General features: G+C 58.5%; 18 protein-coding genes. 9 read left to right on the top strand and 9 right to left on the bottom strand.

What is annotated here, in order from left to right; genetic code table 11:
- Positions 1–63: 63 nt before the first annotated feature.
- Positions 64–2,247 carry a DNA helicase II gene (gene uvrD, locus ACYZT6_RS26965; protein ID WP_462029311.1) on the bottom strand — a complete coding sequence of 728 codons (2,184 nt, stop codon included), beginning with the start codon at positions 2,245–2,247 and terminating at the stop codon, positions 64–66.
- Between the two features lie 258 nt (positions 2,248–2,505).
- Between uvrD and ACYZT6_RS26960 the strand changes: the two genes are divergently transcribed.
- The 3 genes from ACYZT6_RS26960 to ACYZT6_RS26950 all read left to right on the top strand — a co-directional run bounded on the left by ACYZT6_RS26960 (position 2,506) and on the right by ACYZT6_RS26950 (position 6,954).
- Complete coding sequence (locus tag ACYZT6_RS26960; RefSeq protein WP_462029310.1) at positions 2,506–5,379, top strand: putative bifunctional diguanylate cyclase/phosphodiesterase; 2,874 nt, start codon at positions 2,506–2,508, stop codon at positions 5,377–5,379.
- A gap of 281 nt (positions 5,380–5,660) precedes the next feature.
- Positions 5,661–6,527 (top strand): transcriptional regulator HexR, encoded by an 867-nt coding sequence (gene hexR / locus ACYZT6_RS26955; protein ID WP_008027445.1) that lies wholly within the window; start codon positions 5,661–5,663, stop codon positions 6,525–6,527.
- 217 nt (positions 6,528–6,744) lie between these two features.
- Positions 6,745–6,954 carry a PA3496 family putative envelope integrity protein gene (locus tag ACYZT6_RS26950; RefSeq protein ID WP_438659658.1) on the top strand — a complete coding sequence of 70 codons (210 nt, stop codon included), beginning with the start codon at positions 6,745–6,747 and terminating at the stop codon, positions 6,952–6,954.
- Here the strand turns inward: ACYZT6_RS26950 and ACYZT6_RS26945 are convergent.
- Positions 6,896–7,858, bottom strand: coding sequence for a LysR family transcriptional regulator (locus tag ACYZT6_RS26945; RefSeq protein ID WP_131058980.1), 963 nt, complete (start codon positions 7,856–7,858; stop codon positions 6,896–6,898). The genes ACYZT6_RS26950 and ACYZT6_RS26945 overlap by 59 nt on opposite strands.
- Positions 7,859–8,048: 190 nt before the next feature.
- Between ACYZT6_RS26945 and ACYZT6_RS26940 the strand changes: the two genes are divergently transcribed.
- Both ACYZT6_RS26940 and oadA read left to right on the top strand, forming a co-directional pair.
- Complete coding sequence (locus ACYZT6_RS26940) at positions 8,049–9,464, top strand: acetyl-CoA carboxylase biotin carboxylase subunit (RefSeq protein ID WP_046030798.1); 1,416 nt, start codon at positions 8,049–8,051, stop codon at positions 9,462–9,464.
- Positions 9,465–9,475: 11 nt separating this feature from the next.
- On the top strand, positions 9,476–11,284 hold the full coding sequence (gene oadA / locus ACYZT6_RS26935; protein ID WP_462029309.1) for a sodium-extruding oxaloacetate decarboxylase subunit alpha: 1,809 nt from the start codon (positions 9,476–9,478) through the stop codon (positions 11,282–11,284).
- Between the two features lie 130 nt (positions 11,285–11,414).
- Here the strand turns inward: oadA and ACYZT6_RS26930 are convergent, their stop codons facing one another.
- Positions 11,415–13,847: an autotransporter outer membrane beta-barrel domain-containing protein gene (locus ACYZT6_RS26930; RefSeq protein ID WP_462029308.1), complete on the bottom strand. Its 2,433-nt coding sequence runs from the start codon at positions 13,845–13,847 to the stop codon at positions 11,415–11,417.
- 540 nt (positions 13,848–14,387) lie between these two features.
- Between ACYZT6_RS26930 and ACYZT6_RS26925 the strand changes: the two genes are divergently transcribed.
- Positions 14,388–15,740, top strand: coding sequence for a HipA domain-containing protein (locus ACYZT6_RS26925; RefSeq protein ID WP_462029307.1), 1,353 nt, complete (start codon positions 14,388–14,390; stop codon positions 15,738–15,740).
- Positions 15,737–16,015, top strand: a complete 279-nt coding sequence (locus ACYZT6_RS26920; RefSeq protein ID WP_462029306.1) for a helix-turn-helix domain-containing protein — start codon at positions 15,737–15,739, stop codon at positions 16,013–16,015. Before ACYZT6_RS26925 ends, ACYZT6_RS26920 begins: the two co-directional genes overlap by 4 nt.
- A 78-nt stretch (positions 16,016–16,093) precedes the next feature.
- Here ACYZT6_RS26920 and ACYZT6_RS26915 read toward each other — a convergent pair whose 3' ends face one another.
- Complete coding sequence (locus tag ACYZT6_RS26915; RefSeq protein WP_462029305.1) at positions 16,094–16,930, bottom strand: amino acid ABC transporter permease; 837 nt, start codon at positions 16,928–16,930, stop codon at positions 16,094–16,096.
- Complete coding sequence (locus ACYZT6_RS26910) at positions 16,927–17,748, bottom strand: ABC transporter substrate-binding protein (RefSeq protein ID WP_462029304.1); 822 nt, start codon at positions 17,746–17,748, stop codon at positions 16,927–16,929. The genes ACYZT6_RS26915 and ACYZT6_RS26910 overlap by 4 nt, the downstream gene beginning before the upstream one ends.
- A 112-nt stretch (positions 17,749–17,860) precedes the next feature.
- Between ACYZT6_RS26910 and ACYZT6_RS26905 the strand changes: the two genes are divergently transcribed.
- The gene (locus ACYZT6_RS26905; protein ID WP_462029303.1) at positions 17,861–18,760 is read left to right on the top strand and encodes a homocysteine S-methyltransferase family protein; all 900 of its coding nucleotides are present in this window, start codon (positions 17,861–17,863) and stop codon (positions 18,758–18,760) included.
- A gap of 132 nt (positions 18,761–18,892) precedes the next feature.
- Here the strand turns inward: ACYZT6_RS26905 and ACYZT6_RS26900 are convergent, their stop codons facing one another.
- From ACYZT6_RS26900 to ACYZT6_RS26890, 3 genes are read right to left on the bottom strand one after another with little or no spacing between them, the layout of a single operon-like run.
- Positions 18,893–19,564, bottom strand: coding sequence for a GNAT family N-acetyltransferase (locus ACYZT6_RS26900; RefSeq protein ID WP_462029302.1), 672 nt, complete (start codon positions 19,562–19,564; stop codon positions 18,893–18,895).
- A gap of 17 nt (positions 19,565–19,581) precedes the next feature.
- Positions 19,582–20,028, bottom strand: coding sequence for a GNAT family N-acetyltransferase (locus ACYZT6_RS26895; RefSeq protein WP_462029301.1), 447 nt, complete (start codon positions 20,026–20,028; stop codon positions 19,582–19,584).
- Between the two features lie 9 nt (positions 20,029–20,037).
- Positions 20,038–20,661, bottom strand: a complete 624-nt coding sequence (locus ACYZT6_RS26890) for an FMN-binding negative transcriptional regulator (RefSeq protein WP_462029300.1) — start codon at positions 20,659–20,661, stop codon at positions 20,038–20,040.
- A 90-nt stretch (positions 20,662–20,751) separates the two neighbouring features.
- Here ACYZT6_RS26890 and pdxR point away from each other — a divergent pair, with 90 nt between their 5' ends.
- Positions 20,752–22,302: a MocR-like pyridoxine biosynthesis transcription factor PdxR gene (pdxR, locus tag ACYZT6_RS26885; protein WP_462029299.1), complete on the top strand. Its 1,551-nt coding sequence runs from the start codon at positions 20,752–20,754 to the stop codon at positions 22,300–22,302.
- On the opposite strand, the gene ACYZT6_RS26880 is transcribed toward pdxR, so the two are convergent.
- Complete coding sequence (locus tag ACYZT6_RS26880; RefSeq protein WP_462029298.1) at positions 22,299–26,822, bottom strand: dermonecrotic toxin domain-containing protein; 4,524 nt, start codon at positions 26,820–26,822, stop codon at positions 22,299–22,301. The genes pdxR and ACYZT6_RS26880 overlap by 4 nt on opposite strands.
- Positions 26,823–26,921: the final 99 nt, after the last annotated feature.

Genomic DNA, 26,921 nt, shown 5'->3' with positions numbered 1-26,921 from the left:
TAATTGACCGCGTTATCGTTCATCGCGAGAAGGCTCGCTCCCACATTCAATCAATGTCGGGCTTTAGATCGCTTCCAGCTTGGCGTAACCGAGCATCAGCCACTTGCTGCCTTCGCCGAAGTTCACCTGCACCCGGGCCTGAGCACCGGCGCCTTCGAAGTTCAGGATCACGCCGTCGCCAAACACCGAATGACGTACGGCCTGGCCGAGGCTGAACCCAGTGTCCGGAATCTCGCTGCCGCCAAACAGGCTGCTGGAACTTTGCTGCTGGCCACCGCCGAACGGACGGCTGACGCTGTTGGACAGCCGCACTTCCTGAATCAGGCCTTTCGGCACTTCACGTACGAAACGCGACACCTTGTTGTAGGTCTCGCTGCCGTACAGGCGTCGGGTTTCCGCGTAGGTCATCACCAGGTTCTGCATGGCGCGGGTGATACCGACGTAGGCCAATCGGCGTTCTTCCTCAAGACGGCCCGGCTCTTCCAGACTCATCTTGTGCGGGAACAGGCCTTCTTCCATGCCCACGAGGAACACGTAAGGGAATTCCAGACCCTTGGCGCTGTGCAAGGTCATCAGCTGAATGCTGTCTTCATGCTCGTCGGCCTGAGTATCCCCGGCCTCCAGCGACGCATGACCGAGGAATGCCGCCAATGGCGTCAGATCTTCGTCTTCTTCAGCGTTTTCGAAGTTACGCGCGGCGCTGACCAGTTCCTCAAGGTTTTCTACCCGGGCCTGGCCTTTCTCGCCTTTTTCCGCCTCGTGGTAGGCAATCAGCCCCGACTGTTCGATAACTGTCTGGGTCATCAGGTGCAGCGGCATTTCCATGCACTTGGCGGCGAGGTTCTCGATCAGCTCGATAAACGCGCCGAGTGCGCCGGCTGCGCGACCGGTCAGGCCTTTATTGGCGACCAGCAAGCGCATGGCTTCCCACATCGACACATCGCTGTGGCGCGCATGGTCGCGAATCGCTTCGACGGTTTTCTCGCCGATGCCACGGGCCGGGACGTTGATGACCCGTTCCAGCGCCGCATCGTTGCCGCGACCTTCCAGCAAACGCAGGTACGCCATGGCGTTCTTGATTTCGGCGCGTTCGAAGAAGCGCTGGCCGCCATAAATGCGATACGGAATGCGCTCGCGCAGCAACGCTTCTTCCAAAACGCGTGATTGGGCGTTGGAGCGGTACAAAATCGCGATATCGCTGCGGGCCAAGCCGGTTTTCAGCGCGCTTTCGATGGTTTCCACCACGTAGCGTGCTTCATCGTGCTCGTTGAACGCGGCGTATAGATTAATCGCTTCGCCTTCGCCGCCATCGGTCCAGAGCTCTTTGCCCATGCGCCCGGTGTTGTTGGCGATCAGGGCGTTGGCAGCCTTGAGGATGCCGGCAGTGGAGCGGTAGTTCTGTTCGAGACGAATGGTCTCGGCATCCGGGAAATCGTCGGAATACTGGTAAATGTTCTCGATTTTCGCACCGCGCCAGCCGTAGATCGACTGATCGTCGTCGCCCACTACCATCAGGCTGTCGCCGCCCTTGGCCAGCAGACGCAACCAGGCGTACTGCACGGCGTTGGTGTCTTGGAACTCGTCCACCAGAATGTGCCGGAAGCGCTTCTGATAGTGAGCCAGCAGGCCCGGGTGATCGCGCCACAGGTCCAGGGCACGCAGCAGCAATTCGGAGAAGTCGATGACGCCGGCGCGCAGGCAAGCGGCCTCGTAGGCTTCATAAATGCTGCGCATGGTCGCCAGGAACAGGTCGCCGCTGGCTTGAATGTGTTGCGGGCTCAGCCCTTCGTCTTTCTGCCCGTTGATGAACCACTGGGCCTGACGGGCCGGCCAGCGCTGCTCGTCCAGACCCAGCTCGCGGATCACTCGCTTGACCAGTCGTTGCTGGTCGTCGCTGTCGAGAATCTGGAAGGTCTGGCTCAGACCGGCTTCCTGCCAGTGCGCCCGCAGCAAGCGGTGCGCCAGGCCGTGGAAGGTGCCGACCCACATGCCGGCCGGGTTGATACCCATCAGCTGCTCGATGCGATGACGCATCTCGGCAGCGGCCTTATTGGTGAAGGTCACCGACAGGATCGAGTGGGGCGAGGCGTTCTCGACCTGGATCAACCAGGCGATACGGTGCACCAGCACTCGGGTTTTACCGGAACCAGCACCGGCCAGGACCAACTGACGACCCACGCGGGCAGCTACGGCCTGGCGTTGGGCATCGTTGAGGGAGTTCAGCAGAAGGGAGAGATCATCGCGCATCGGGGCATTCTAGGGTGCGCCGTCACACCGGGCAAACCGAGCTTTGCATTAGCCGATGAAAGAAGCACGAATGACGACCGGTCGGTCACTGGCTGCAAGCGTTGGCGGGGCTCGCTCGAAGGGTTTTCAGGGGGCGGCGGGGGCCGGAAATTTTGTCGAATTTATGATCTGGGGCAGTTTGGTAAGGGCATTGGCTTGTGTATGCTCCGTCCACGTTTCGGGCTCATGCTCATCATTATAAGAACAAGAACATTGCCTATGACCCTCAGCTCCGACCTGTCGGGCCCCTCTGTGGAGCCTCGGGTTATCCGCAAACAGTACGCCATGGAAATGGCGGTCGAGCGCACGCGTTTGCTCTACCAGGGCTCGCTGCTGCCTACGCTGTTCATGCTGACCAACGGTCTGGTCTGCGCCGGACTGCTCTGGAGTCCGCAGCGCTACTTCCTCGTCAGCGTCTGGCTGATCTGGTTATTGTCGCTGGTGGCCTTGCGGGTTATTCAAGTCGCAGCCTTCGATTCGGCCATTCCTAACCGCCAGGCCCATCCGGTCTGGCGTCGCATGTTCCTGCTGGGCTCTGCCATGACTGGCCTGACCCTGGCCGGTGCCGGCATCGCCTTGGTGCCCGCTGACAATTTCATGCAACAAGCCTGGGTGTTCGGCCTGATCGGCGCCGCCGCCCTGTCGGCCAGCGTCGCGTACGCGGTCAGCCTACCGGCGTTCCTGTCCTTTACCTTGCCCTGCCTGTTGCCGGCCATCGCCTATCTATTCTGGGGCGGCGATCAACAAGGCCAGGGTTGGGGCTGGTTCGGGCTGATTTTGCTGGGGGCGTTGAGCGTGGTGGCTTGGCAGGTCAATCGGCTGATCGACAGCGGCTTGCTGCGGCGCTTTCAGAATCAGGCCCTGATCGAACACTTGCAGCAGGCGCAGAGCTGCGGCGACCAACTCAATCACGAGTTGGCCAAAGAGATTGATCACCGCCGCTGCGCTGAAGATAAATTGCGTGAGGCCCAGGTCGAGCTGGAAAACCGTGTGGCTCAACGCAGCCTGGAACTGGACGCGGCCAATCAGGCCCTGAGCAAGAGCGAAGCGCGGCTGGCGCTGGCATTGAAGGCCAGTGAGCTCGGGCTGTGGGACTGGAACCTGCAAACCGACGAAGTCCACCACACCCAGCTTCAGGAGTTGTTCGGCCTGGAGCCGGAATTCGTGACCGCGATGCTCAGCCACCTCAAGCCGCGCCTTCACCCTGAAGACTTGCCGTCGCTGCGCCGTGCCCTGGTCGAGCATTTGAAAGGCCGCAGCGAGGATTACCAGATCGAATACCGCGTGCGGCATGGCGACGGTCACTGGGTCTGGATCGAGGACCGTGGACGAGCGGTCGAGCGCAGCGAAAATGGTCGGGTGATCCGCATGGTCGGCACTCGCCGCGACATCAGCGCGAGCAAAGGCCAGGAAGAGCAGCGCCAGCTGGCGGCGACGGTGTTCGAGGCGGCCAGCGAAGGCATCGTGATTTTCGACCCGAATTACGCACTGATTGCAATCAATCAGGCTTTCAGCCGCGTCACCGGCTACGACATCGAAGACATGATCGGGCGTAACGTCGTCGAGTTGCCGTGCAGCCGCGATGCGCGCCGGCATTACGTCGCGATTCATCAGGCGCTGGAGCAACACGGCACCTGGCAGGGCGAACTGGTGGAAACCCGCAAGAACGGTGAGCTCTATCCACAGTGGCTGCAACTGAACGCTGTTCGAGATGCTCGGGGAAATGTAAGCCATATTGTTGGCTTCTTCGCCGATCTGTCCGCGAGACGGGAATCTGAAGAGCGCATGCGCTATCTGACCCATTACGACGAACTCACTGGCCTGGCCAACCGTTCGTTGTTCCGCGAACGACTGCGTGAGGCTCATCAGCGAGTGCGTCAGGGCGGGCGTCGCAGCCTGGCGCTGCTGCATATCAATCTGGATCGCTTCAAGCTGCTCAATGACAGCCTTGGCCATGAAGTTGCCGACCAGTTATTGCAGAAAATGGCCCGGCGGCTGGTCAACGCACTGCCAGAGGCAGACACCATCGCGCGGCTTTCCGGTGACGAATTCGCGGTGATCTTCGATGCCTACGGCAACCTGTCGAGCCTGGCGCGCGTGGCGACCCGATTGTCGACCAAACTGCGTTTGCCGATTACCGTCGATGGTCATGAACTGGTGGTCAGCGCCTCCATGGGTATCAGCATGTTGCCGGACACCGCCCGGGAAGTTTCCGCGCTGGTCAGCCAGTCGAACATTGCCATGCAGCACGCCAAGCACTTGGGCGGCAATAACTTCCAGTTCTATACCGAGAGCCTGCAAGCCAGCACCCTTGAGCGCTTGCAGCTTGAGAATCAGCTGCGCAAAGCCATCGAAGAAAAGCAGCTCCAGGTGTTTTACCAACCGAAACTCTGCCTCGCCACCGGACGCCTGAACGCTGCCGAAGCCCTGGTGCGTTGGGATCATCCGACCATGGGCCGGGTGCCGCCGGGGGACTTTATCGGTCTGGCCGAGGAAACCGGGCTGATCGGTCCGATCGGCGAGTTCGTGTTGCGCCAAGCCTGTTGGCAGGCCTGCGAATGGCAGCGTCAGGGGCTCGATCCGATTCGCGTGTCGGTCAATTTGTCGGTGCATCAATTGCGCCAAGGCAAGCTCGTCAGCCTGGTGCGGCAGGTGCTGGAAGAAACCGGCCTGGCGCCGCACTTCCTGGAACTCGAACTCACCGAAAGCCAGTTACTGGACAGCGTCGAGCACATCATTGCGACCTTCCAGCAGTTGCGGGATCTGGGTGTGAAGCTGGCGATCGACGATTTCGGCACGGGCTATTCGTCCCTGAGCTATCTCAAACGCATTCCCGTGGATTACGTGAAGATCGATCAGGCGTTTATCCGCGGTCTGGGGGAGGGCAGCGAGGATGCAGCGATTACCCGGGCAATCATCGCCATGGCGCATGGCTTGTCGCTGAAAGTGGTGGCTGAGGGTGTCGAGCGGCCGGAGCAGCTGGAATTTTTGAAAGCCGAACGCTGCGATGAAGTGCAGGGTTACCTGATCAGCCGCCCAGTCGAGGCCAATGACCTGGCTACACTTCTACAACACGGCATGAATCCCCTGTAGCAGCTGCCGAGCTGCGCGAGGCTGCGTTCGAGGACGTAGTCCTCGCCAATATCTGTGCACGCGGTTTTCCTGAAAGACCCTGTTGTATGAACTTACGGCTGCTTCGCCGCCGAACGCAGCCTTCGGCAGCTGCTACAGGGGCCGCAGTGCTACATGGAGCGCATGTGGCGTGGAATGGGGACATCGAGTTACGCATTGAGCAGGCAAAAAGCCGATTCATGTAGTATAACTACAAGCTTGCTACATCTCCGGCACCTGCCAATAACAAAGAGTCCAGCCCTTTGAATCTGCTGCAACACATCGCCCAGTCACGCCACCTCTTACGCAAGTCGGAGCTCAAGGTCGCCGACCACGTGCTGCTTGATCCTGCGGCGGTGATGCACAGCTCCATGGCCGACCTGGCCCATAGCGTGGGCATCAGTGAGCCGACCATCGTGCGCTTCTGCCGCGCCATCGGTTGTTCCGGTTTCCAGGACTTGAAGCTGAAGCTGGCGCAGAGCCTTGCGGCTGGCGCGAGCTTTGGTCAGTTTGCGATCCATGAAGACGATTCGGTCGCCGACTACAGCCTGAAAATCTTCGACACCACCCTGCACACCCTGATGGAGGTTCGCGAGAAGCTCGATCCGGTGGAGTTGCAAAGGGCGGTGTCGCTCATGTCCCAGGCCCAACGCGTCGAGTTCTATGGCTTTGGTGCCTCGGGCGCGGTGGCGGCGGACGCCCAGCACAAGTTCTTCCGTTTGCTGCTGACCGCGGCGGCGTATTCCGACCCGCACATGCAGGCGATGTCGGCGGTCACCTTGAAGCCGACCGATGTGGCGATCTGTATTTCCCAGTCCGGGCGCTCCAAGGATTTGCTGATCACGGCGAACCTGGTGCGTGAGAGCGGCGCCTCGTTGATCACCTTGTGCCCGAGTCAGACGCCGTTGGCTGAACTGTCGACCGTCAATTTGGCGATCGATGTACACGAAGACACGGAAATCTACACCCCGCTGACCTCGCGTATCGCTCACTTGGTGGTGATCGACGTGTTGGCGATGGGCGTGGCCATGGCGCGCGGGCCGAGCCTGGTCAACCACCTCAAGAGCGTCAAACGCAGCCTGCGCAGCTTGCGGCTGTCGCCCAAGTCGGTGAAAGCCCTGGACGACTGACGTCGTCGTAAGGTCGTTCCGACCTTAATCGCGAGCAGGCTCGCTCCCACATTTGATCGAGTTGTCCTGACGGACGCGGTCCACCTGTGGGAGCGAGCCTGCTCGCGATGGCGCCCTCGAATACGGCAACATTCATCTGTCTGTAACGCACAAGCCGCCAAACCGTCATCCCGTGCGCCTATCTTGAAACTCCCGTAATCGCCTTGGGAGACTCGAAATGGCCCAGCCCTACGAAGAACGCAACAGCGCCGCCAAAACCCGTCGTCAGCAAGAAGATCAGCGCCGCATGGAATTTCGCCGCGCCATCGAAGATCGCTGCGAACGCCGTCAGCTGCTGGCAGAGATCGGTGATTTCCCCGAGCTGGAGCTCAACTACTGGCAGGCAGCTCCCGCAACTTCCCGTCGAAACGCTCAACCAGCGCGCTGATCTGCACCCGCTCGCTGCGGATAAACGCAAGGAACGCGTGCGCCACTGGCGACAGCCGTTTCGCCTTGGCTTGCACCAGGCACCAGCTGCGATACAGCGGCAGCTCTTCGACCGGTAACTCGATCAGTCCACCGGTCGCCAACTCAAGGTTCAGGGCGTGGCGCGTCAACAGCGCGACGCCCAGACCCGCCAGTACACATTCACGCTGGGCTTCCGCCGAGGCGACCTCTTGGGTCTGGTTGAAGTGCACGCGCTTCTCCTTGAAATACTCCTCGCAAGCCATTCGTGTACCGGAACCGGGTTCGCGCAGCAGCAGTGTGTACGGTTCAAGGTCCTGCAAGCGCAGCGGCCCCATATGGCACAGAGGATGGTCCGGTGGCGCGACGGCAACGATCGGGTTGTTGAGGAACGGCAAAAATTCCAGGCCCATGTCCTGCGGCACCATCGACATGATCACCAAGTCGTCGCGGTTATCAGACAGTCGACGGATCACCTGCCCTCGGTTGACCACCGTCAGTTGCAGATTCACTTCCGGATGCTGACGCTTGAATGCAGCAAACAAGTGCGGGACGAAATACTTGGCGCTGGATTCCACCGCCAGTTTCAGTTGACCCTGCAGCGATCCCTGCATGTCCGAAAGCTGCATGTCGAGGTTTTCCAGGCGCCCGAAAATGTCCCGACTGGCACGCTGTAGTGCTTCGGCGGCCTCAGTCATGTAGAGTTTTTTGCCGACGTAATCGAATAAAGGCTGACCAATCAGCTCTTCAAGTTGACGAATCTGTAGGCTCACGGCAGGTTGTGTGAGCGACATTTCGTCGGCCGCTCGGCTGTAGGATCGCAAATCACAGACCTCATTGAAGATCTGCAATTGACGCAATGTCATACGCATCAATGACTTACGCATTTTCCAAGCACTCTCGCCACAGACTGATCAATCAACTATAAGTCTTTACTTATGGCTAACCCAATTATTATTCATTTTTGTTAATCCCTTGTGGGGGCTAGTGTGGGGCTGCGACTAAATCGAAACATTTAGTCACGCGTCGACCTGGTCTAGCAGGTCGTGGGTACCACCGGCTCAAGGGAACCTCCAAGTGATAAAAAAGATCCTGATCGCCAACCGTGGTGAGATTGCCGTACGAATCGTGCGTGCCTGCGCCGAGATGGGCATTCGCTCGGTCGCGATCTATTCCGACGCCGACCGCCATGCCTTGCATGTGAAACGCGCGGACGAGGCCCACAGCATCGGTGCCGAGCCACTGGCCGGTTACCTGAATGCGCGCAAGCTGGTGAACCTGGCTGTGGAAACCGGTTGTGATGCGTTGCATCCCGGCTACGGATTCCTCTCGGAAAACGCTGAACTGGCCGACATCTGCGCCGAGCGCGGCATCAAGTTCATTGGTCCATCGGCTGAAGTCATCCGCCGCATGGGCGACAAGACTGAAGCACGTCGCAGCATGATCAAGGCCGGCGTGCCGGTCACGCCGGGCACCGAAGGCAACGTAGCGGACATCGCCGAAGCCTTGGTCGAAGGTGATCGTATTGGTTATCCGGTGATGCTCAAGGCCACTTCCGGTGGTGGTGGTCGTGGTATCCGTCGCTGCGACAGCCGCGAAGAACTCGAACAGGCTTTCCCGCGGGTAATCTCCGAAGCCACCAAGGCGTTTGGTTCCGCGGAAGTGTTCCTGGAAAAATGCATCGTCAATCCGAAACACATCGAAGCGCAGATCCTCGGCGACAGCTTTGGCAATGTGGTGCACCTGTTTGAGCGTGATTGCTCGATCCAGCGCCGCAACCAGAAACTCATCGAAATCGCTCCGAGCCCGCAACTGACCCCGGAACAGCGCGCCTACATCGGCGACCTGTCGGTGCGCGCAGCCAAGGCCGTGGGCTACGAAAATGCCGGCACCGTGGAGTTCCTGCTCGCCGAGGGCGAGGTGTACTTCATGGAGATGAACACACGGGTGCAGGTGGAACACACCATCACCGAAGAAATCACCGGGATCGACATCGTCCGTGAGCAGATCCGCATTGCGTCCGGCCTGCCGCTGTCGGTGAAACAGGAAGACATCCAGCACCGCGGTTTCGCGCTGCAATTCCGGATCAACGCCGAAGACCCGAAAAACAACTTCCTGCCGAGCTTCGGCAAGATCACCCGTTACTACGCACCCGGCGGTCCCGGCGTACGCACCGACACGGCGATCTATACCGGCTACACCATTCCGCCGTTCTACGATTCCATGTGCCTGAAACTGGTGGTGTGGGCGCTGACCTGGGAAGAAGCGATGGACCGTGGTTTGCGCGCCCTCGACGACATGCGTCTGCAAGGGGTCAAGACCACCGCCGCGTACTACCAGGAAATCCTGCGTAACCCGGAATTCCGCAGCGGTCAGTTCAATACCAGCTTCGTTGAAAGCCACCCTGAACTGACCAACTACTCGATCAAGCGCAAACCCGAAGAGCTGGCCCTGGCCATCGCCGCCGCCATCGCCGCCCACGCAGGCCTGTGAGGAATATTCCAATGTCCAAGAAAATCCACGTTACCGACACAATCCTGCGCGACGCCCACCAATCGCTGCTCGCGACACGCATGCGCACCGAAGACATGCTGCCGATCTGCGACAAGCTCGACAAAGTCGGCTACTGGTCGCTGGAATGCTGGGGCGGCGCGACCTTCGACGCCTGCGTACGCTTCCTGAAAGAAGACCCGTGGGAGCGTCTGCGCCAATTGCGCGCCGCGCTGCCTAACACTCGCCTGCAAATGCTGCTGCGTGGCCAGAACCTGCTGGGCTACCGCCACTACAGCGACGACGTGGTCAGAGCTTTCGTCGCCAAGGCAGCGGTCAACGGAATCGACGTGTTCCGTATCTTCGACGCCATGAACGACGTGCGTAACCTGCGTACGGCCATCGAAGCGGTGAAAGCAGCGGGCAAACATGCCCAGGGCACCATCGCGTACACCACCAGCCCGGTGCATACCATCGACGCGTTCGTGGCCCAGGCCAAACAGATGGAAGCCATGGGTTGCGACTCGGTGGCGATCAAGGACATGGCCGGCCTGCTGACTCCGTACGCCACGGGCGAATTGGTCAGGGCTTTGAAATCCGAGCAGTCGTTGCCGGTCTTCATCCATTCCCACGACACCGCAGGCCTGGCCACGATGTGCCAACTCAAAGCTATCGAAAACGGTGCCGACCACATCGACACTGCGATCTCCAGCTTCGCGTCGGGCACTAGCCACCCTGGCACCGAGTCGATGGTCGCCGCCCTTAAAGGCAGCGAATTCGACACAGGCCTGAACCTCGAACTGCTGCAAGAGATCGGCTTGTACTTCTACGCCGTGCGCAAGAAGTACCACCAGTTCGAAAGCGAATTCACCGCCGTCGACACCCGTGTGCAAGTCAATCAGGTACCGGGCGGGATGATTTCCAACCTGGCCAACCAGTTGAAAGAGCAGGGCGCCCTGAACCGCATGGCAGAAGTGCTGGCCGAAATCCCGCGGGTTCGTGAAGACCTCGGCTTCCCGCCGCTGGTGACCCCGACCTCGCAAATCGTCGGCACCCAGGCGTTTTTCAACGTGCTGGCCGGTGAGCGCTACAAGACCATCACCAACGAAGTGAAGCTCTACCTGCAAGGCGGCTACGGCAAGGCGCCGGGCATCGTGAACGAGAAACTTCGTCGTCAGGCGATCGGCAGCGAAGAAGTGATCGACGTGCGTCCAGCTGATCTGCTCAAGCCGGAAATGACCAAACTGCGTGCCGAAATCGGCGCTGTGGCCAAGTCGGAAGAAGACGTGCTGACCTACGCCATGTTCCCGGACATCGGCCGCAAATTCCTCGAAGAACGTGCTGCCGGCACCCTGACGCCAGAAGTGCTGCTGCCGATTCCTGAGGCGGGCGGTGTGGCCTCGGCCGGTGGCGAAGGCGTACCGACCGAGTTCGTCATCGACGTCCACGGTGAAACCTACCGCGTCGACATCACCGGTGTCGGCGTCAAGGCTGAAGGCAAACGTCATTTCTACCTGTCCATCGACGGCATGCCGGAGGAAGTGGTGTTCGAACCGCTCAACGAATTCGTCAGCGGCGGCAGCAGCAAGCGCAAGCAAGCCACGGCACCAGGCCACGTCAGCACCACCATGCCGGGCAACATCGTCGATGTGCTGGTCAAGGAAGGCGACACCGTGAAAGCAGGGCAAGCCGTGCTGATCACCGAAGCGATGAAGATGGAAACCGAAGTCCAGGCAGCCATCGCCGGCAAAGTCACCGCCATCCACGTGGCCAAGGGCGACCGGGTGAATCCGGGCGAAATCCTGATTGAGATCGAAGGCTGAATTAACAGCCTCGATACACCGTTTTAAACCTCGGGGGGGCATGTGCTCCCCTTTTTTTTGTCCTGAGTTTCGCGTGGCAAATGTGGGAGCAAGCTCGCTCCCACAGGGACTGCGGTGTGTCAGTGGTAGATCAGAATGTCATGCGCCACTGACCCATTACGCCGTGATTGCGGCTGTCAGTGCCGATCTCACCATTCAGGCCGACTCCCAGCGTATGTTTCGCTGACAAGCCAAGGTCGAGACCTGCATCAACCAGCAGGCTGTCACGGTCCAGAGGCGCACCGGAAACCGTGAAGTTTTTCCCACCCGTTACCAGCCGTTGACGGGTGTCGCTGTCGATATCCCCGTAAGTGTGTTTCCAGCCGGCACTGAACCGCGGCGTCAGTTGCATGCCGTTATCCAGCATATTGATCTTCGCCAGTCGCAGGCCGAAAGTGCTGTTGAGATTGGCTTGGGTTTGGCCGTGGACTTTCAACGCTGCCGCGCCACCTTTTTCCGTGTAGCCGTCGCGCTGATAGCGTTGATAGCCAAGGCTGGCAAACGGTTCGATGCTTACATTCGCCCGACCCATGTTGTAACCCACTTCCGCAAAGGCTTGCTGGGTGCTGGCATCGTAACGACCTTCGGGGCGGTCGCTGAAACCGTTGAAGGCAACCCGTCGTTTAGTGCTGCCGTCGTGACTGCTGTAAGTCGCGCCCAGGCGCAGCGACATCGGTCCGTTCTGGCGCAGGGCATAGGCGCCCAAGTGCCAGCTGTCGAGATCGCCGTCGAGATCACGGCTGTCCAGGCTAGTGTCGGACTTGCCGCCCATCACACCGATGCGCCACTCCTCATCGACGCTCCAATCCGCGCCCAGAACGAGACCTTTGGTAGAAGTTTGCAGAGCATCGTGGTCGCGATCCAGCGTTCCGCCGTGACCCAAGGCTTGTAGCCACACTCTGCCGTTGTCTTCGCTGCCGGCGGCCAGGCGTGGTGCACTTTTCTGATTGCCAAAGCCTGCTGCGCTGTCCAGTTGGCGCATAGCCGAGAGCAGGGTGGCGCTGACGGGGCTGTCACTGTTCAAGGTTGCCTTGGCGAGGTTGGCGTTGCTGTCACCGGTCAGTTGTTCGAGAGCGTAGGTGGCTGTGGCTTTATCGGTGGTGAGCAGGGCGGTCACGGCCGCATTGGTCTCGCTGGTTTTAGCCGCCGGATCTTCGACGCTTCGGCCAAACTCACGAGCATTGTCGTCTGCGGCAAAATCTTCGATCGGCACTCCATTGCGAGCGTAGTTAAGAGCCACTTCAGTTTTGGTGTAAGACAGGGTCGGCGTCATGTACGCCAGGTTACTGGTGACGCGGCCGAATTCACCTTCCACCTGGCCAGCTTTGAGCACCTTGTAATCACTGCTATCGGGATAGTCGCCCGGCAATGCAGAAACCTCCAGTGAGGCATCCTCCAGCGCTGCAATACCCTCGACGATGATGGTGGGGGAATTACCAGCAGCCGTTACAGCGTAGGATAGCGTGGCGTCCTTTGTGAACGTCAGGTTTCCTTTGATGCGTGGGGCACCAAGCGGCTCACTGACTAGCAATGTACCTTCTACGTAAAGATCGCGTACCTCGCCTTGGCCGCCGTAGCGACCACCTTCGTAAACAATGGCATCACCCGCAATACTGCCCATATTGAACAGCGTTGCGCCAGCCAACACCTCGGCTCCGCGGTCGAAGTCGTCTTTGCCCGTCAAGGACCAAGCTCCTTGCGCTACTCGCAACCCTAAAAAGTTACTGGTTTTGTCGAGTGTGCCGCCATCGGGGGAGTCGAGCAGTATTACGTTTTTCCCGCCACCCCCCTGAATTTCCCCAGCAAAGCTGACACCGTGGTTGACGATAAAAAGATCATCTTCCTCCCCCAGTTTCAGCGAGACGCCGTCGATGGTTTCATACCGCTTTTCTGCAAGGGTGCGCGTGGTGCTATCGGCATTCGCGAAGTTGTCGAACGTGATCGGTAATTCATCCTCAACCGTTTCGACTGGGTCGTCAGCGGGGTCGGGGAACTCGTAAAGGTGTGCCGCTGAATCAATAGGTTCTGCAGTTGCAGTCAAGGGTGGAGCGGGGGGCACTGCTACTGCTGGCGTAATCGGGTTGGGTTCGACGGCGTATTCCATCGGGCCAATGAAGTTCTCAACTGCTAACAGATCATCATTGACCGGCCAAGCGGCTACATCTTCCGCGGGTGTTTCGGGCATTTTCGGTTGTAGCGAATCTGCGGAAGTTTCGGGGAAGTCGTAGAGATGGGCTGCAAGATCTACGGGTTCCGGAGCAGCCGGAACAGACGGCAACTGAGTCACCGGTTCTGGAGGCTTAAGCGATGCGGGTTTAACGGCGTGCTCCATCGGGCCAATGAAATTCTTGATCGACAAAAGATCATCTTTTTTCGGCCAAGCGGCTACTCGAACTTTCTTGGCGGGTGCTTCGACAGCGGTATCAACCACTGCTTGCTGAGCCATCGTTATATCGATGCAGCCAAGAGAGAGGGCGATCGCCAAAGCGAGTTGATGCGGACGATGAATAGACGGTGTGGGCATTGAGTTCAACCTCGTTTTTCAGAAGGTCGAACTCTAGGAGGGAGCACTGGTGCTTGAATGCCGGGCGTTTCCGGCAGTTTTGCAGGGCCTTGGAAATTCGGTTGTAGCAAAAATTCTACTTTGCCCCGTACGTGTGCTTCGGCCTTCACCCGTTGGAATATTTGCCTACAACCTTTCAGGATTGGTCTGTTTTTTTCAGATCAAAAACTCATCTGCCACTGCCCAATCACCCCATGATTACGGCTGTTACTCCAGCCCCCTCGCCTGCGTCTGGAACGCCGACAGGCCTTCGCCGAATTGGAAAGCGGTGCCGAGACGCTAAGCGATTAAGGAGGCCGTCTTGTACAGCGTAGGGTTTTACAGAATGATGTCGGTGCGTCACCTCAATCTGCATTATTTTGCGTTTTTAGTCTGTTAGAGATCCTCCATATGCATTTTAATGCGTAGAAGAAGATGTTTAGGGCCTCACGCATGCACTATATTGCAATCGAAGTTTGAAAAATCCGCAAAAAAATGCATTTAAATGCAGGTGATGACGGCATGTACAACCTGACTTTACAGATTTTCATTACCGGGAAATGGCACGACGCCATGGTCTTGAGCTTCGACAGCCCTGAAAAAGGCTTCGAAAGCCGATGCAATTTCGGCTACGAAACACCCTATCTTGTCGAAAACATTGAGGATATCGGAGCTCCATTTGCCAAGGCAGTGAGTGCGAGGTTTCCTCTGGAATGGGAGGGTAAGCGATCCAATGCACCCGCATTTCTTCACGATATTGCACCTGCCGGTGCCGCTAGGAAATTTCTGCTGACACACATAGGTCGAGACAAACCTGCTGACGTCAGTGCCGACTTCTATTTATTGGCCAGAAGCACTCCTGCACCGATTGGCAATATGCGCATAAAGGAATCCGCTGAGGCAGTAGATCAACGCGAGCCTATAGGGTTTAAACGCCAGGACGTCATCAGTCGTGATAACCGGTTTCTCGAATATGCCTATGAGCAGGGCGCCGCAATTGGTGGGGCAACCGGAGCGGGTGGCGAGGCGCCCAAACTTTTGTTAGTTCAGGGTAAGGATGGAAATTTATACCCCGACGCAGTATTGGACGACGCAGACGCTGCCCAACACTGGTTCGTGAAGTTCTCTCGCAACAAAGGGAACAGGAACGATCAAGACATTCTCAGAAGCGAATACCACTACTACAAAGCACTCCAAAAACTAGGCATCGAAACGGTGGCAGAACAGGGCTTGGCGTTGGAAGAGGCGACCAAGCCTAGTCTGTGGATGCAGCGTTTTGATCGACAAGTGACCCCTCTGGGTGTTGAGCGTTTTGCCGTGGAGTCGATCTACTCTTTGGCACAAGTAACCACGCCCGGTAGCCCTATGGACCACATGGAAGTTATCCGGCTACTTGCGAGACTCTGGCGTGAAGCGGGGCAGGCGGACCAAATCCCGAATCTTGTTGCTGACTACCTGCGTCGGGATCTGCTCAATAAAATCCTCGGCAACTCAGATAACCATGGCCGCAACACCGCAATCATTCGGGACACCGCGTCGTTTCGTTTAGCACCGATCTATGATCTGGCGCCTATGGTGATGGACGACGAAGGTGTGACACGCACTACCAAGTGGCCAAAAGAGCTGGAGAGAGCAGGTGACGTTGATTGGCGTGGCGTATGTCGAGCATTGGCCGACATTGCCGATCCTAATGATCCATTAGCTGCGTTGAGTGGCGCGCCGAACTCTTTCGAACGATTGCGCGAGGATGCCGAACGTCTGGCAGCACTCCCCGACATTTTGACCGCCAGTGGTTTGCCTGACGCCACAATGAATCACCCACGAATTGCCTTGAAAAATCTGGAGCAACGTTTGAAAGAGTGGGACCTGAAATGAGCATGACCGTTGCTGAACGCACTGTGCTCATCGAAAGCATCCAGGAAGCGCTGGCTCAAGGCACTCTTGAGATAAGCGAGGCGGTCCGTCGATTGCGAGTCGAGGTCACAGGACTTCACCAGACCCAATTCGCAAAAATGTGCAAAATCTCGGTGCGCACGCTGGTGCATATCGAGCATGGGGAAGGAAATCAGACGCTGAAATCGCTGAATGCAGTATTCAGACCGTTTGGATTGAAGATGGGCGTGGTGCGGATTCGACGCGAATTGAGCTGATTCTGCACCGTTTACGGGCGCTCCATTAAAGATGGCATCTACAGGGATTTACGGTTATTCGGAGGCAGCGATCCTTCACTAACTCCGACTCAAATACGCCTTCCCATAATGCCGTTCCATCCTCGCCTGAATCAGCTCCAGCCCAATCGACATCACCCAGTAAATAATCGCCGCCGTGGTCAGCATCTCGATATACCGATAGCTCGAGCGTCCATAGGATTGCGCCAGGAACATCACCTCCCAAACCCCCATCACCGAGATCAGCGACGAGTCTTTGAGCATTGAGATGAACTGGTTGGTGGTCGGCGGAATGATGGTGCGCATGGCTTGGGGCAGGGTGACGCGCCAGAAGATCACGGTTTCGCGCATGCCCAGTGCCAGTGAGGCTTCGCGTTGTCCGTGGGGGACGCCGAGGATGCCGGCGCGGAAGATTTCGCTGAGGTAGGCGCCGTAGTTCAGTGACAGGGCGATGATGCCGGCGGTCACTGCGCCGGGGACGACGCCCAGTTGTGGCAGGCCGAGGTAGATCAGCAGGATCTGGATCAGCAGCGGCGTGCCGCGAAAGAAAGAGGCATAGAAACTGGCGATGCCGAAGGCCACGGCGCTTTTTGACAGCCGCGCCAGGGCGGTAATGAAGCCCAGTAGCGACGACGTCACGATTGAGGCCAGGCACAAAAACAGCGTCAGCGCCGCGCCCTGCAGGAAGCCGTTCGGTGCCAGGTGCAGGCCGATCAGATTGGGCAGTTTGTCGAGGATGATCGAGAACTTCAGGTCGAAGCTCAGGAAGAAACTGGCGAACAAACCAAGCATCGCCGCCCACGTCAGGTACAGCCGCGTGCGGAAGCCAAAGATTCGTTGCAGTTTCGACTCAGCCACCGGTTGCGGCGGCTGAGGAGGTTTCGGGAAAGAAGTCATTGACTGATGTCGGCGCCAATCCATTTTTGCGAGAGCTTGCTCAAGGTGCCGTCCTGTTTCAGTTGAGCGAAGACGTCACGTACCTTGGCGTCCCATTGGGCGTCGCCTTTTTCGATGGCCACCGAGTTCGGCTCCGAGTACAGCGGCTCGCCGGCCAACTTGAAGCGGTTGTCTGCGGTCAGGCGCGGTTGCGCGGTGACGAGGTTGGTGAGGATCGCATCCAGTCGCACGCCGGCGCCCAGGCCCAGGTCCTGAAACGCCACGTTGTCGGTGTCATACGGCGCGATCTGCACCTCCTCGAACGGGTATTGCAGTTGGGTGTCTTCAGCGCCTTCGATCACCAGATTTTTGTTCAAGTAGCTTTCGTAGCTGGAGGCGCTGGTGAGGCCGACTTTCTTGCCGCTCAGGTCCTTGGCGCTGTGAATGCGATCATCCTTGGCATTGACCACGATCACGGCTGGCGAGGCGTAGTACTCGACCGGGAAATCGAAGACTTCGGCGCGCGCCTTGCTCGGCGTCATCGAGCAGACGCAGATGTCATAACGGCCGCTCCAGCGACCGGCGGCGATGACGTCCCAGGACGGCGTTTCCAGATGCAGTTTGACGCCCAGTTTGTCCGCCACGGCTTTGGCCACATCGACGTCAAACCCGTCGAGCTGGTTCTGGTCGTTGAGAAACGAGAACGGTGGATAGCTTTCCATCAACACGCCCACCAGTTCTTTCTTTTGCTCGATGCGGTCCAGGGTGGCGCCGCCAAAGGCTTGGGTGGAGGCAGCCAGAATCGTCAGGCCCAAGGCCACTAGCGGTTGAATTTTCACAGTCGATCCCTGATAAAAAAGTGGTTGTTATTAACCGGATGGTGCGTATTAAATAGTTATAAGAACTACGTTGGTAGTGAGTTATTTTCATAAGCATATGAGTGAAAAGCATATGAGCGCAGCAAGCACAGTAATTCTGGATGGCGGCATGGGGCGTGAGCTGCAGCGCGCAGGAGCGCCGTTCAGGCAGCCCGAGTGGTCGGCGCTGGCCTTGAGCGAAGCGCCGCGAGCCGTAGAGGCTGTACACGCGGCTTATATCGACAGTGGCGCCAACGTGATCACCACCAACAGTTACGCGGTGGTGCCGTTTCACATCGGCGAAGAGCGTTTTGCAGCAGAAGGGCAGGCCCTCGCTTCGCTGGCCGGTGAGTTGGCGCGACGGGCGGTGGATGCTTCGGGCAAGCCCGTGCGGGTGGCCGGTTCGTTGCCACCGTTGTTTGGCTCCTATCGTCCAGACTTGTTTGACGCTGCGCGGGTGACTGAATTGCTGGCGCCGTTGGTCAAGGGGCTGGCGCCTCATGTCGACCTGTGGCTAGCCGAAACACAGAGTTCAATCGTTGAGGCGCGGGCGATTCACGCCGGTCTGCCAAAAGACGGAAAGCCGTTCTGGCTGTCATTTACCTTGAAGGATGAAGACACGGACGAAGTGCCGCGTTTGCGCTCCGGTGAGCCTGTGTCTGAGGCCGCTGCGGTGGCTGCCGAGCTGGGTGTCGAGGCATTGCTGTTCAACTGCAGTCAGCCAGAAGTGATCGGCGCTGCGATTGATGCGGCGCGGGAAACCTTTCAGCGTTTGGGGGTGACGATTCACATCGGCGCGTACGCCAATGCCTTCCCGCCACAACCGAAAGAGGCCACGGCCAACGACGGTCTGGACCCGCTGCGTGAAGATCTTGATCCGCCGGGTTATCTGCAGTGGGCGGCCGACTGGAAAGCGCGCGGCGCCAGTCATTTGGGCGGGTGCTGTGGGATTGGGCCGGAGCATATTGCGGTGCTTGCCCAAAAGTTAGCGTGATGCCCATCGTCGGAGCGCCGCCCGGAGCCGGCTCGCTCCCACACGGGTTATGTGTTGATCACAACAGTGTGGTCAACCGAAAACCTGTGGGAGCGGGCTTGCCCGCGAAGGCGTCCGTCCAGGCGCCGAAAATTAGCCGCGGCACTCGGCCAGTGTTTTCACCTGCCCGGAATCTGTATGGTTTTCACCGGATAGCCACCGCTCAAACCCCGCGCCAATCGCCGGCCATTCTGAATCCAGAATCGAATACCACGCCGTATCCCGGTTCTGCCCCTTCACCACCATGTGCTGACGGAACACGCCTTCAAAACTGAACCCCAACCGCTCTGCCGCATACTTGGAGCGGGCATTGCCGTTGTTGCACTTCCACTCCAGACGCCGGTAGCCCAGCGCAAACGACTCCTTGGCCAGCAAGTAAACCGCCTCGGTACTTTTTGGCGAACGCTGCATCGGCGCACCGAAGGTGACGTGACCGATCTCGATACGACCTTGCGCGGGGACAATCGACATCAGACTGAGAATGCCCTGCACCTCACCGCTGGCACGGTCGATCACTGTGAAAAAATACGGGTCGCGATTGGCCGCATGGTTGTTCAGCCAATCGTTGAAAGCGCTGCGCTCCGGGAAAGGACCGTACGGCAAATAGTCCCAGAGTTTCGGGTCCGATCCCGGGCCTTGAAGGGCTTTCCACAACCCTTCGGCGTGGCGCGCCGGGTCGAGTTTTTCCAGGCGGATGAAACGCCCTTCGATGGTTTGAACCGAAGGCGCCGGGACGCCTTTCCAGTCTGCGAGTGAAGTCGACATGCTGTTCTCCTTGAACGTTAAAGGGCTTTGCGAAACTGGATGAAACCTGGGCGTTCGGCGATGCGCTCGTAGAGCTGGATCGCGGTGGCGTTGGTTTCGTGGGTCAGCCAGTGGACCTTGCAGCAACCATCCGCTTTGGCGGTGGCATACACGTATTCGATGAGCTTGCGGCCGATGCCTGTGCCGCGAGTTTCTGGCGTTACCAACAAGTCTTGAAGGTAGCAGGAGTTTTCGATGCTCCAGTTCGAGCGATGGTAGATGAAATTCACCATGCCGACCGCTTCGCCATCGACCCACGCCAACGCCGAATGAGTCGGTTCATTGCGGTCGAGCATGCGCTGCCACGTGCTGTCAGTGACAGCTTCGGGCAACTCGGTGTTGTAGAAGCGCAGGTAGGCCTGCCACAGCGGCAGCCAGGCAGCGTGATCGTTGGCAGTGACCTGGCGGATTTCAATCTGACTCATGTTCATTCCTTAACGCATCAAGTGGGCGAGGGCCTGATCGTGCACATCCGGGCTGGCGGCAAGCCCCTCGCGCACACCGGCGATATCTGCAGCGCTGCGGTTCTGGCTGAGCTTGCGTTTGCCTTCCAGGCGCTGGATCGGCAGTGCGAATCCGACGATGGCTTTGAGCATGCCATCGATGTAGTCCGCGGGCGCATCAGTCACTTTCCACGGTTGCGCGCGGCCGGCTTCATGACGATCGGTCAACGCGCTGACCAGGTTGAGCAGGCGATCGGCATCGGTGAACACTTCGGCTGTTCCGTAAGCGTGCACCGCGACGTAGTTCCAGGTCGGAACGACTTTGCCGTGCTCGGCTTTGCTTGGATAAAACCCAGGGCTGACGTACGCATCGGCACCGGCAAAAATCACCAGGGCTTCGGCACCGTTCTGCAGTTCCTTCCACTGGGGATTGCCCCGGGCGAAGTGGCCGTAGAGGGTGCCATTGGGGCCCTGCTCAGAATCGAACAACAAAGGCAGATGACTGGCTTGCAGGCCTTGCTCGCCGTGGGTGACCACCATGGCGATACGGGTGCTGAGTATCTGCTCGTGCAGTTCATGCAAATCTTTGATGGCAAAGCCACTGGGGTTGTACATGGAAAAACTCCTTGGCGAATGCGTCCATCCTAGGCAGGCTATTGGTCTGTTGTAAGAGCCATTAATGACCAATTTCATAGGTCCATTGCCATGAGCGAAGCGCCGCTTTCCCTGTCATTCAACCCAGCCGGAATCGAACTCGACCGTCGCCAGGGCCTGAGTCGTCAGCTGTATCAGGCGTTGCGCCTGCGGGTGCTCGACGGACGATTGGCCAGCGGCACGCGGTTACCAGCCAGCCGGGATCTGGCGGCAGCGTTGGCGATTTCCCGCAACAGCGTGGTGCGGGCCTACGATCAACTTTACGCCGAGGGGTTTATCGAGGGGCGTGTCGGTGACGGGACTTACGTTGCGCAATTGCCTCAAACCGCGCTGCCGTCGAAAAAATTATCCACAAAAGTATCCACAGGGTTGTCAACAGGGTTACCCACAACCTTATCCACAAATTGGCTCGATTTACCTGTGATTTCATCCAGTAGAGTTATCCACAGCGGCGCATTGGCGCGGGTTGAGAATAACCATTTGCCAACCCCGCCGAGTGGTCCGCCGCGAGCGTTTCGGGTGGGTGTTCCGGCGTTCGATCTGTTTCCTTTCGAGGTTTGGGCCAAGCTGAATGCGGCTTTCTGGCGCAAACCGGATTTACAGCAACTGTGTTATGGCGATCCGGCGGGTGATCAGCGTTTACGCGGCATGATTGCCGCGTATTTGCGCAGTTCGCGAGGCATGCAGTGTTCGGCTGAGCAAATAGTGATCACCAGTGGCGCGCAGCAGGGGATTAGCCTTTGTGCACAGCTGCTGGTGGAGCCGGGGGACGGGGTGGCGATTGAGAATCCGGGGTATCGGGCGGCAGGTCATGCGTTCGCCGTGGCCGGTGCGCAATTGCATGGCGTGGCGGTGGACAGTGAGGGTATCGACTGCAACGAATTGAACGTCCTCAGCGATTGTCGGCTGGCGTATGTTACGCCGTCGCATCAATACCCGACCGGGGTGGTGATGAGCCTGGCGCGACGCCTTGAGTTACTGGCCTGGGCCGAACGCACCCAAGGCTGGATCGTCGAGGACGACTACGACGGCGAATACCGTTACAGCGGCGCGCCACTGGCGCCGTTGGCCGCACTCGACCGGCAGGGACGGGTTTTGTACGTCGGGACGTTTGGCAAAGTCGCCTTTCCGGCGCTGCGTCTGGGTTACCTGGTGTTGCCGCCAACCCTGGTGCAGGCGTTCTCGCAACGTCGAGCGGTGGACGTTCGGCATTCCGAGGTGAGCACCCAGGCGGTAATGGCCGAGTTCATGGCCGCCGGGCATTTCCAGCGGCATATCCGCCGGATGCGCCGCGCAGCCCTGAGCCGACGCAATACCTTGCTGGCCGGTTGGCCACAGAACATTCCCGGCATCGGCAGCCTGCCGAGTGTCGCGGCAGGGCTGCATCTGACGGTGGTGGTCGACACACAGGCCCGTGAGCGCGAACTGGTGGAGCAGGCGGCCAGCGTCGATGTCGAGATTAATGCGCTGAGCAGCTACTGGTTGCCGGACTCGACAAAACCTGTGGACCAGCGCGCCGGGCTGGTCCTGGGTTTCGCGGCGGTGCCCGAAGCGGCCATCAGCGCCGCGCTGGGGCGACTGGAAAAGGTCTGGCGTCGTTAAGGGTTCGGTGCGGTTTCTGCCTGTGGTTCCAGGTCCAGAAACAGTCTGCGTAACCCGGGATCTTCAATCTTTCTGAATACCCCATCGATGGGCTCGAAGGTCGACAATCCCTGTTGAAGTTCGGGTGTCAGCGTTTTCAGGTAGTCATCTGAAACTTTCAAATGGGCCGCGGTGGGCGCGTTCGCAGGGCTTGTCAGGGTTTCGTAGTGGAAATGCGCAACCCATAACGGCTTATTGTGGGGCTTGTCGAAAATCCGGTATTCCTGGAAAAAGTCGCCGAGCCCTCTGGTCTGGATTCGACCTCGCTTATCGCGGTTTATGTCGAGTTGCCCGTTTTCATGCATCCATTTGAAGATGCTCTGGGTCGGTTTGCGCCGCGTGTACAGGTCGGCTCGAACGCTGACACCTTCTTTGCGCAGACGGCTGGCTCCATCACGTAGATCGCGGCTCAGCGTGGCGACAGGGATTGGGTCACCTCCGGCCTTCCTGCTGTTGGCCACGGCTTGATCAACGCTGCTGGCAGCCTGCTCCAGTTTCAGTGCCTGCTGATCGAATACATCCTGGATATCGGCAGGGATGCGTCTTGGGAGCAAAGCGTCTTTACGGGTGCGTTCGATGAAGGTGTCCGTGTCCAGGTTCAGCTCGATGCCGGCCTCGATCGTTCCCGGATCGTCCAGCACCGGAACGGGTTGCTTATACACGGCGGGGGTAAACGGCTTGAGCGGATCCTCCGTGGTTTTTTCGGGCTCACTCTTGCCGGAATCGCGTGGCCGGGTTTTGCGCACTTTGATCGGTTGTCGTGTTGTGCCCGGCTGCACGCGTTCTACAGGAGGCTGCGCAGCAATGGGCTCTGGCAGCAACGCCTGTAATCGGTTTTTTGCCAGTTGCGCAAACTCATCAATGAGCAATTGCAGATGTTCAAGTTTGGGCGGTTTGATCAGCCCAGGGTACGTGCCCGGCAATTCCTGAATGCGCTGGTCGGCGTCGGCGAATGTCTCCACGAAACTGTTCAATTCTTCGACGACATCGGAATGCTCACCTTGGACGCGCATCAGGTCCGCCACTTGAATCGCGGCCTTCGCGGCGCTCACAACGATATTTCCCACAGCGGTACGAGCCTGCTGCATCAGGGGGCTGACCTGCTCATTGAGGCACAGCTCCTGCGCCATGCCGATCTCGTTGGCCTTGATATCCAGGACGGTAAACGAAGGCGCCAGTTTTCTGATTTCCATCGCGCGTTCAATGCCAGGTCGTCCGGCTGCATGCATGCCCTCGAGTGTCGACGTCGACAGGGTCAGTTTTTCAATCATCTCCTGACCGATGTCAGACGCTTTCTGGACACTGTCGACGAAAGTTTGCCTGGGGACGGGTTCGTGCTGTCCGGCCTTGGTCATGACACTCGTGGCCTGCGCATACTCGGATCGTTTCAGGACAAACCACAAAGCCAGATTCTTTTGCAGCACCACGCTCATGCGAAGCAGGTCTTCTCGGTAGTTTTCCGTCCCTCCGAGGGTGCGCCATTCGCGTAGTTGTTCCAGCGCCTGGCGATACTCGCCGATCGTGGCATCCAGTTTTTCCAGGTATACCGCCGTACGTTGATCGTAGTTTTCAGCGCTGGCCTGGCGGATGCCGTCATGTAACTTTGTCAGTTCCGTTTCCTTCGCCTTTTCGAGGCTTTTGAAGGTTTTCAGAGCGTCGTCCAGATTGACCTGGCGCTGTTCATTCGCTGCCTCCTGGTGGCGGCTGAAGGCATTCCCGGCACCCCCTCGCAAGCGCAGACGCAAGTCGAGCACCCATTGTCCTTTACCGTTATTCATCAGCATCGGACCGTTTCGCTCAGGTTGGTCCGGGTACACGATATGAACCTCTTCGTCGCCTTTCACGTCGACGTAAAACCACCGATCACCCACCTGTGCGTAGTTTCTGACGTTATGTTGGTAAAAATGCGGAGGCGCTTCCTTCACCTTCGTCACGCTTGCGCTGGAAATATCCGGGGCCGTGACTTTGAGTGTGTCCAGGTAGGCGCCCAGCGCTGTCGGTGTTCGGCGTGGAACCGAGCCGGCCAGTTCCAGCGAGGAAAGGTGACTGGGCGGAAGATCCGGGGTCAGCGGGTCAGGATTGAGCGTGACAGTCACGGGCTCGACGACGGCGTCTGGGGCTTTCTCCCTCCACACCTGCTCAATTCGAGGTTTGCTCGAAACCCTTTTACGTCGCATCACCGCGTGGTGGCTGAGGACGATGCCGATCGCCAGCAGAATGTCCGACACCGACGTCCATTCGATGAAGCGGTCATCCCGGTCATGGGCATCGAGGGCCTGTTGAATCTGATTGATGGTTTGCCAGACCCAGACGGCTGTGCCGACCGCACCACTGAGGAAATTCGAGGCAACGTTGAAGAGCGCCCAGCCACTGTCCTTCAAAGCACTCCAGCGCCGTTCGGCATTGGATTGCGATTTGCGGTCGGCGAGGTTGACCAGCATCCGCGCGTTGCTTTTGAACAGCGCAGACAGAATGTCGCCGGTGATCTCGACGTTTTCGAAAACCACGCGACCGAACTTGTCTGCCCGCTGCAAAGGATTGACGACTTGTTCCGCGATCAGCCACGGAGAGGGCAGTCCGGTGGGGAAAACATATTGGGCGTATTCAAAGCTCAGGTTTTTTTGGGGCAGCCAGGCCAGAACCGAATCCCTGAGTTCGCCGGGTTGATGCAACGCGTACAACAGGTTTTGCCTTGAGGGGTATTGCAGCAGGGGCTCATCGAGCATCGGCCGATAGAGCAGGCAAGGCCCGCTGTGTGCGTCTCGAGGACTGATGATGAACATGTTGTCGACTGTGTCGCTGCTGCTGATCAAACGATGTTGTGGCGTCATCGTCAGCGGGTAGAGGGCGATGGTTTTGGCTGAGACATCGGGATCGAGTAGCTCGCAGACGAATTGATAACCGCGTTCGTCCACACCGGTTTCAGGCTTGAATCGAGCCTCCAGTGCCTGAAGCGGCAGCAAGGAACGCAATTGGTCGCGATAGAAGTTTTCCTGACGTCGGGAGGCAACCGGATCCTCCAGAAGCTTGGGCTTGATCAGTTCGGGATACGTTTTTCCAACGTCCACTCGCGCTGACACGGTGGTGAGAAACTCAGCTGTCAGCCAATCCGGCACCTTCTCCCCACCCTTGAAAAACACGGTCGCCATGTAGGGCGCTTCGTTCTCAAGAGCGAAGTCGGCCAGCGTTTCAATGCGTTGATCGAGGGGGTTGGGAAGCGTGAAATTGTCGGCGGAAAAACTGCTGGTGATTTTGATCCGCAGATCATCCAGCGCAAGAGTCGCGGCGCCAACCGCCAGTGGATCCGCGATGATCGTTTCACGCATCTGCCGCTGAGCGTAATCGGTAATGGACGGGATCTCGGATCTGGCCAGTTTGCTGTCCGGCTGACGATACAGCTTGCCCAGTGCGCTGATGTAACGGCTGTAGTCTTGAATATCGTTGGACGAGGCGCTGCGCAACCAATCGGGAATCGCTTTGTTCAGTTGCAGGAGTCGTGCTTTTTCGTTGAGGTCGAGCCCGGCTTCAGGCTCGACATCGTCTGGTGGTGCTTCAAGAAACTGCAATGAGTTGATCGCGTCCATTTGTGACGACACCAACGCCCATGCCATGTGATCGAAGACGTTGCCTTCCGGCTCGTAAAGCCGCCACGTCAGACCGTGTCCTGACAATTGCTCTTCCAGCCGTGCGGGGAGCGAGTTACCCAGTTCTACCAGCGAACTGAACGACTCGTATGCGCGCTCGATGGTGTACATCACCAGCAATTGGCGCTCGCGATACGTGGCTTTGATCACCAGCGCGCCGCCGATCAACAGATGGCGTGTGACGTCATTCTCGACGGTATCAACATCGAGAAGGCACGCCTGAATGGTGGAAAATTCGCTGTTTACATTTTTGCGGGTGGTGTTGTCCGGGGCGCTGTAAACCTCTCGCGCCATCTCGCATTCATCGGCGTCCCAGCCTTTGACCATCTGCACATTCAACGCCTTGCGCAGCGTGTCGGAAAGCTCCTGCCAGCGGGGGATAGCATGCCCCTTGCCATTCCAGAACTCCAGTTGCCGTACTTGCGCCTCGACGAACAGGATCGACGCCGAGTCATTGAGCATCTTTGCAATGTCCTCAATGCTGACGGCGAGGTGCACCGGATTTTTGCTGTCCGGTTCGAGCGTCAGGAAATGTTCGCCTTCGAGAAAGTTGGCCGTTGTTCCATACAGACCCTGGCGCATCAGCGCCAGGGTCAGTGATTCGAACTGGGTCGGGCCAGCCTCGACGTGGTGGTCCACGATGAGCCATTGAGGCGTGGCGACGAAGGCTTTGTCTGGATCGATTTGCAATTCTGGCCAGGACTTTTCCAAGGTCCGGCTCAGCAGGTGCGAAGCCACTTCGCTGAGCGCCGGGCCGTGGCTGGTCAGGCTCACCAGGTCACTGGTTTCCACCAGGGGCGTCGAATCAATCTGGGGCGATGAAGTGTTGTTGCTCATGGTGGATAACCGGGGCAATGAGGAGGCCGGGACAGCCTCTTGGTGTATCGAAAGTAGTCAGGCGTCGGCCTTCCGGGGTGGTAGATATATATCGCGGGC

Source organism: Pseudomonas sp. RT6P73, assembly GCF_054897715.1.
Note: the sequence above shows the minus strand (reverse complement) of the source record. Positions and strands in the feature narration are given on the sequence as shown.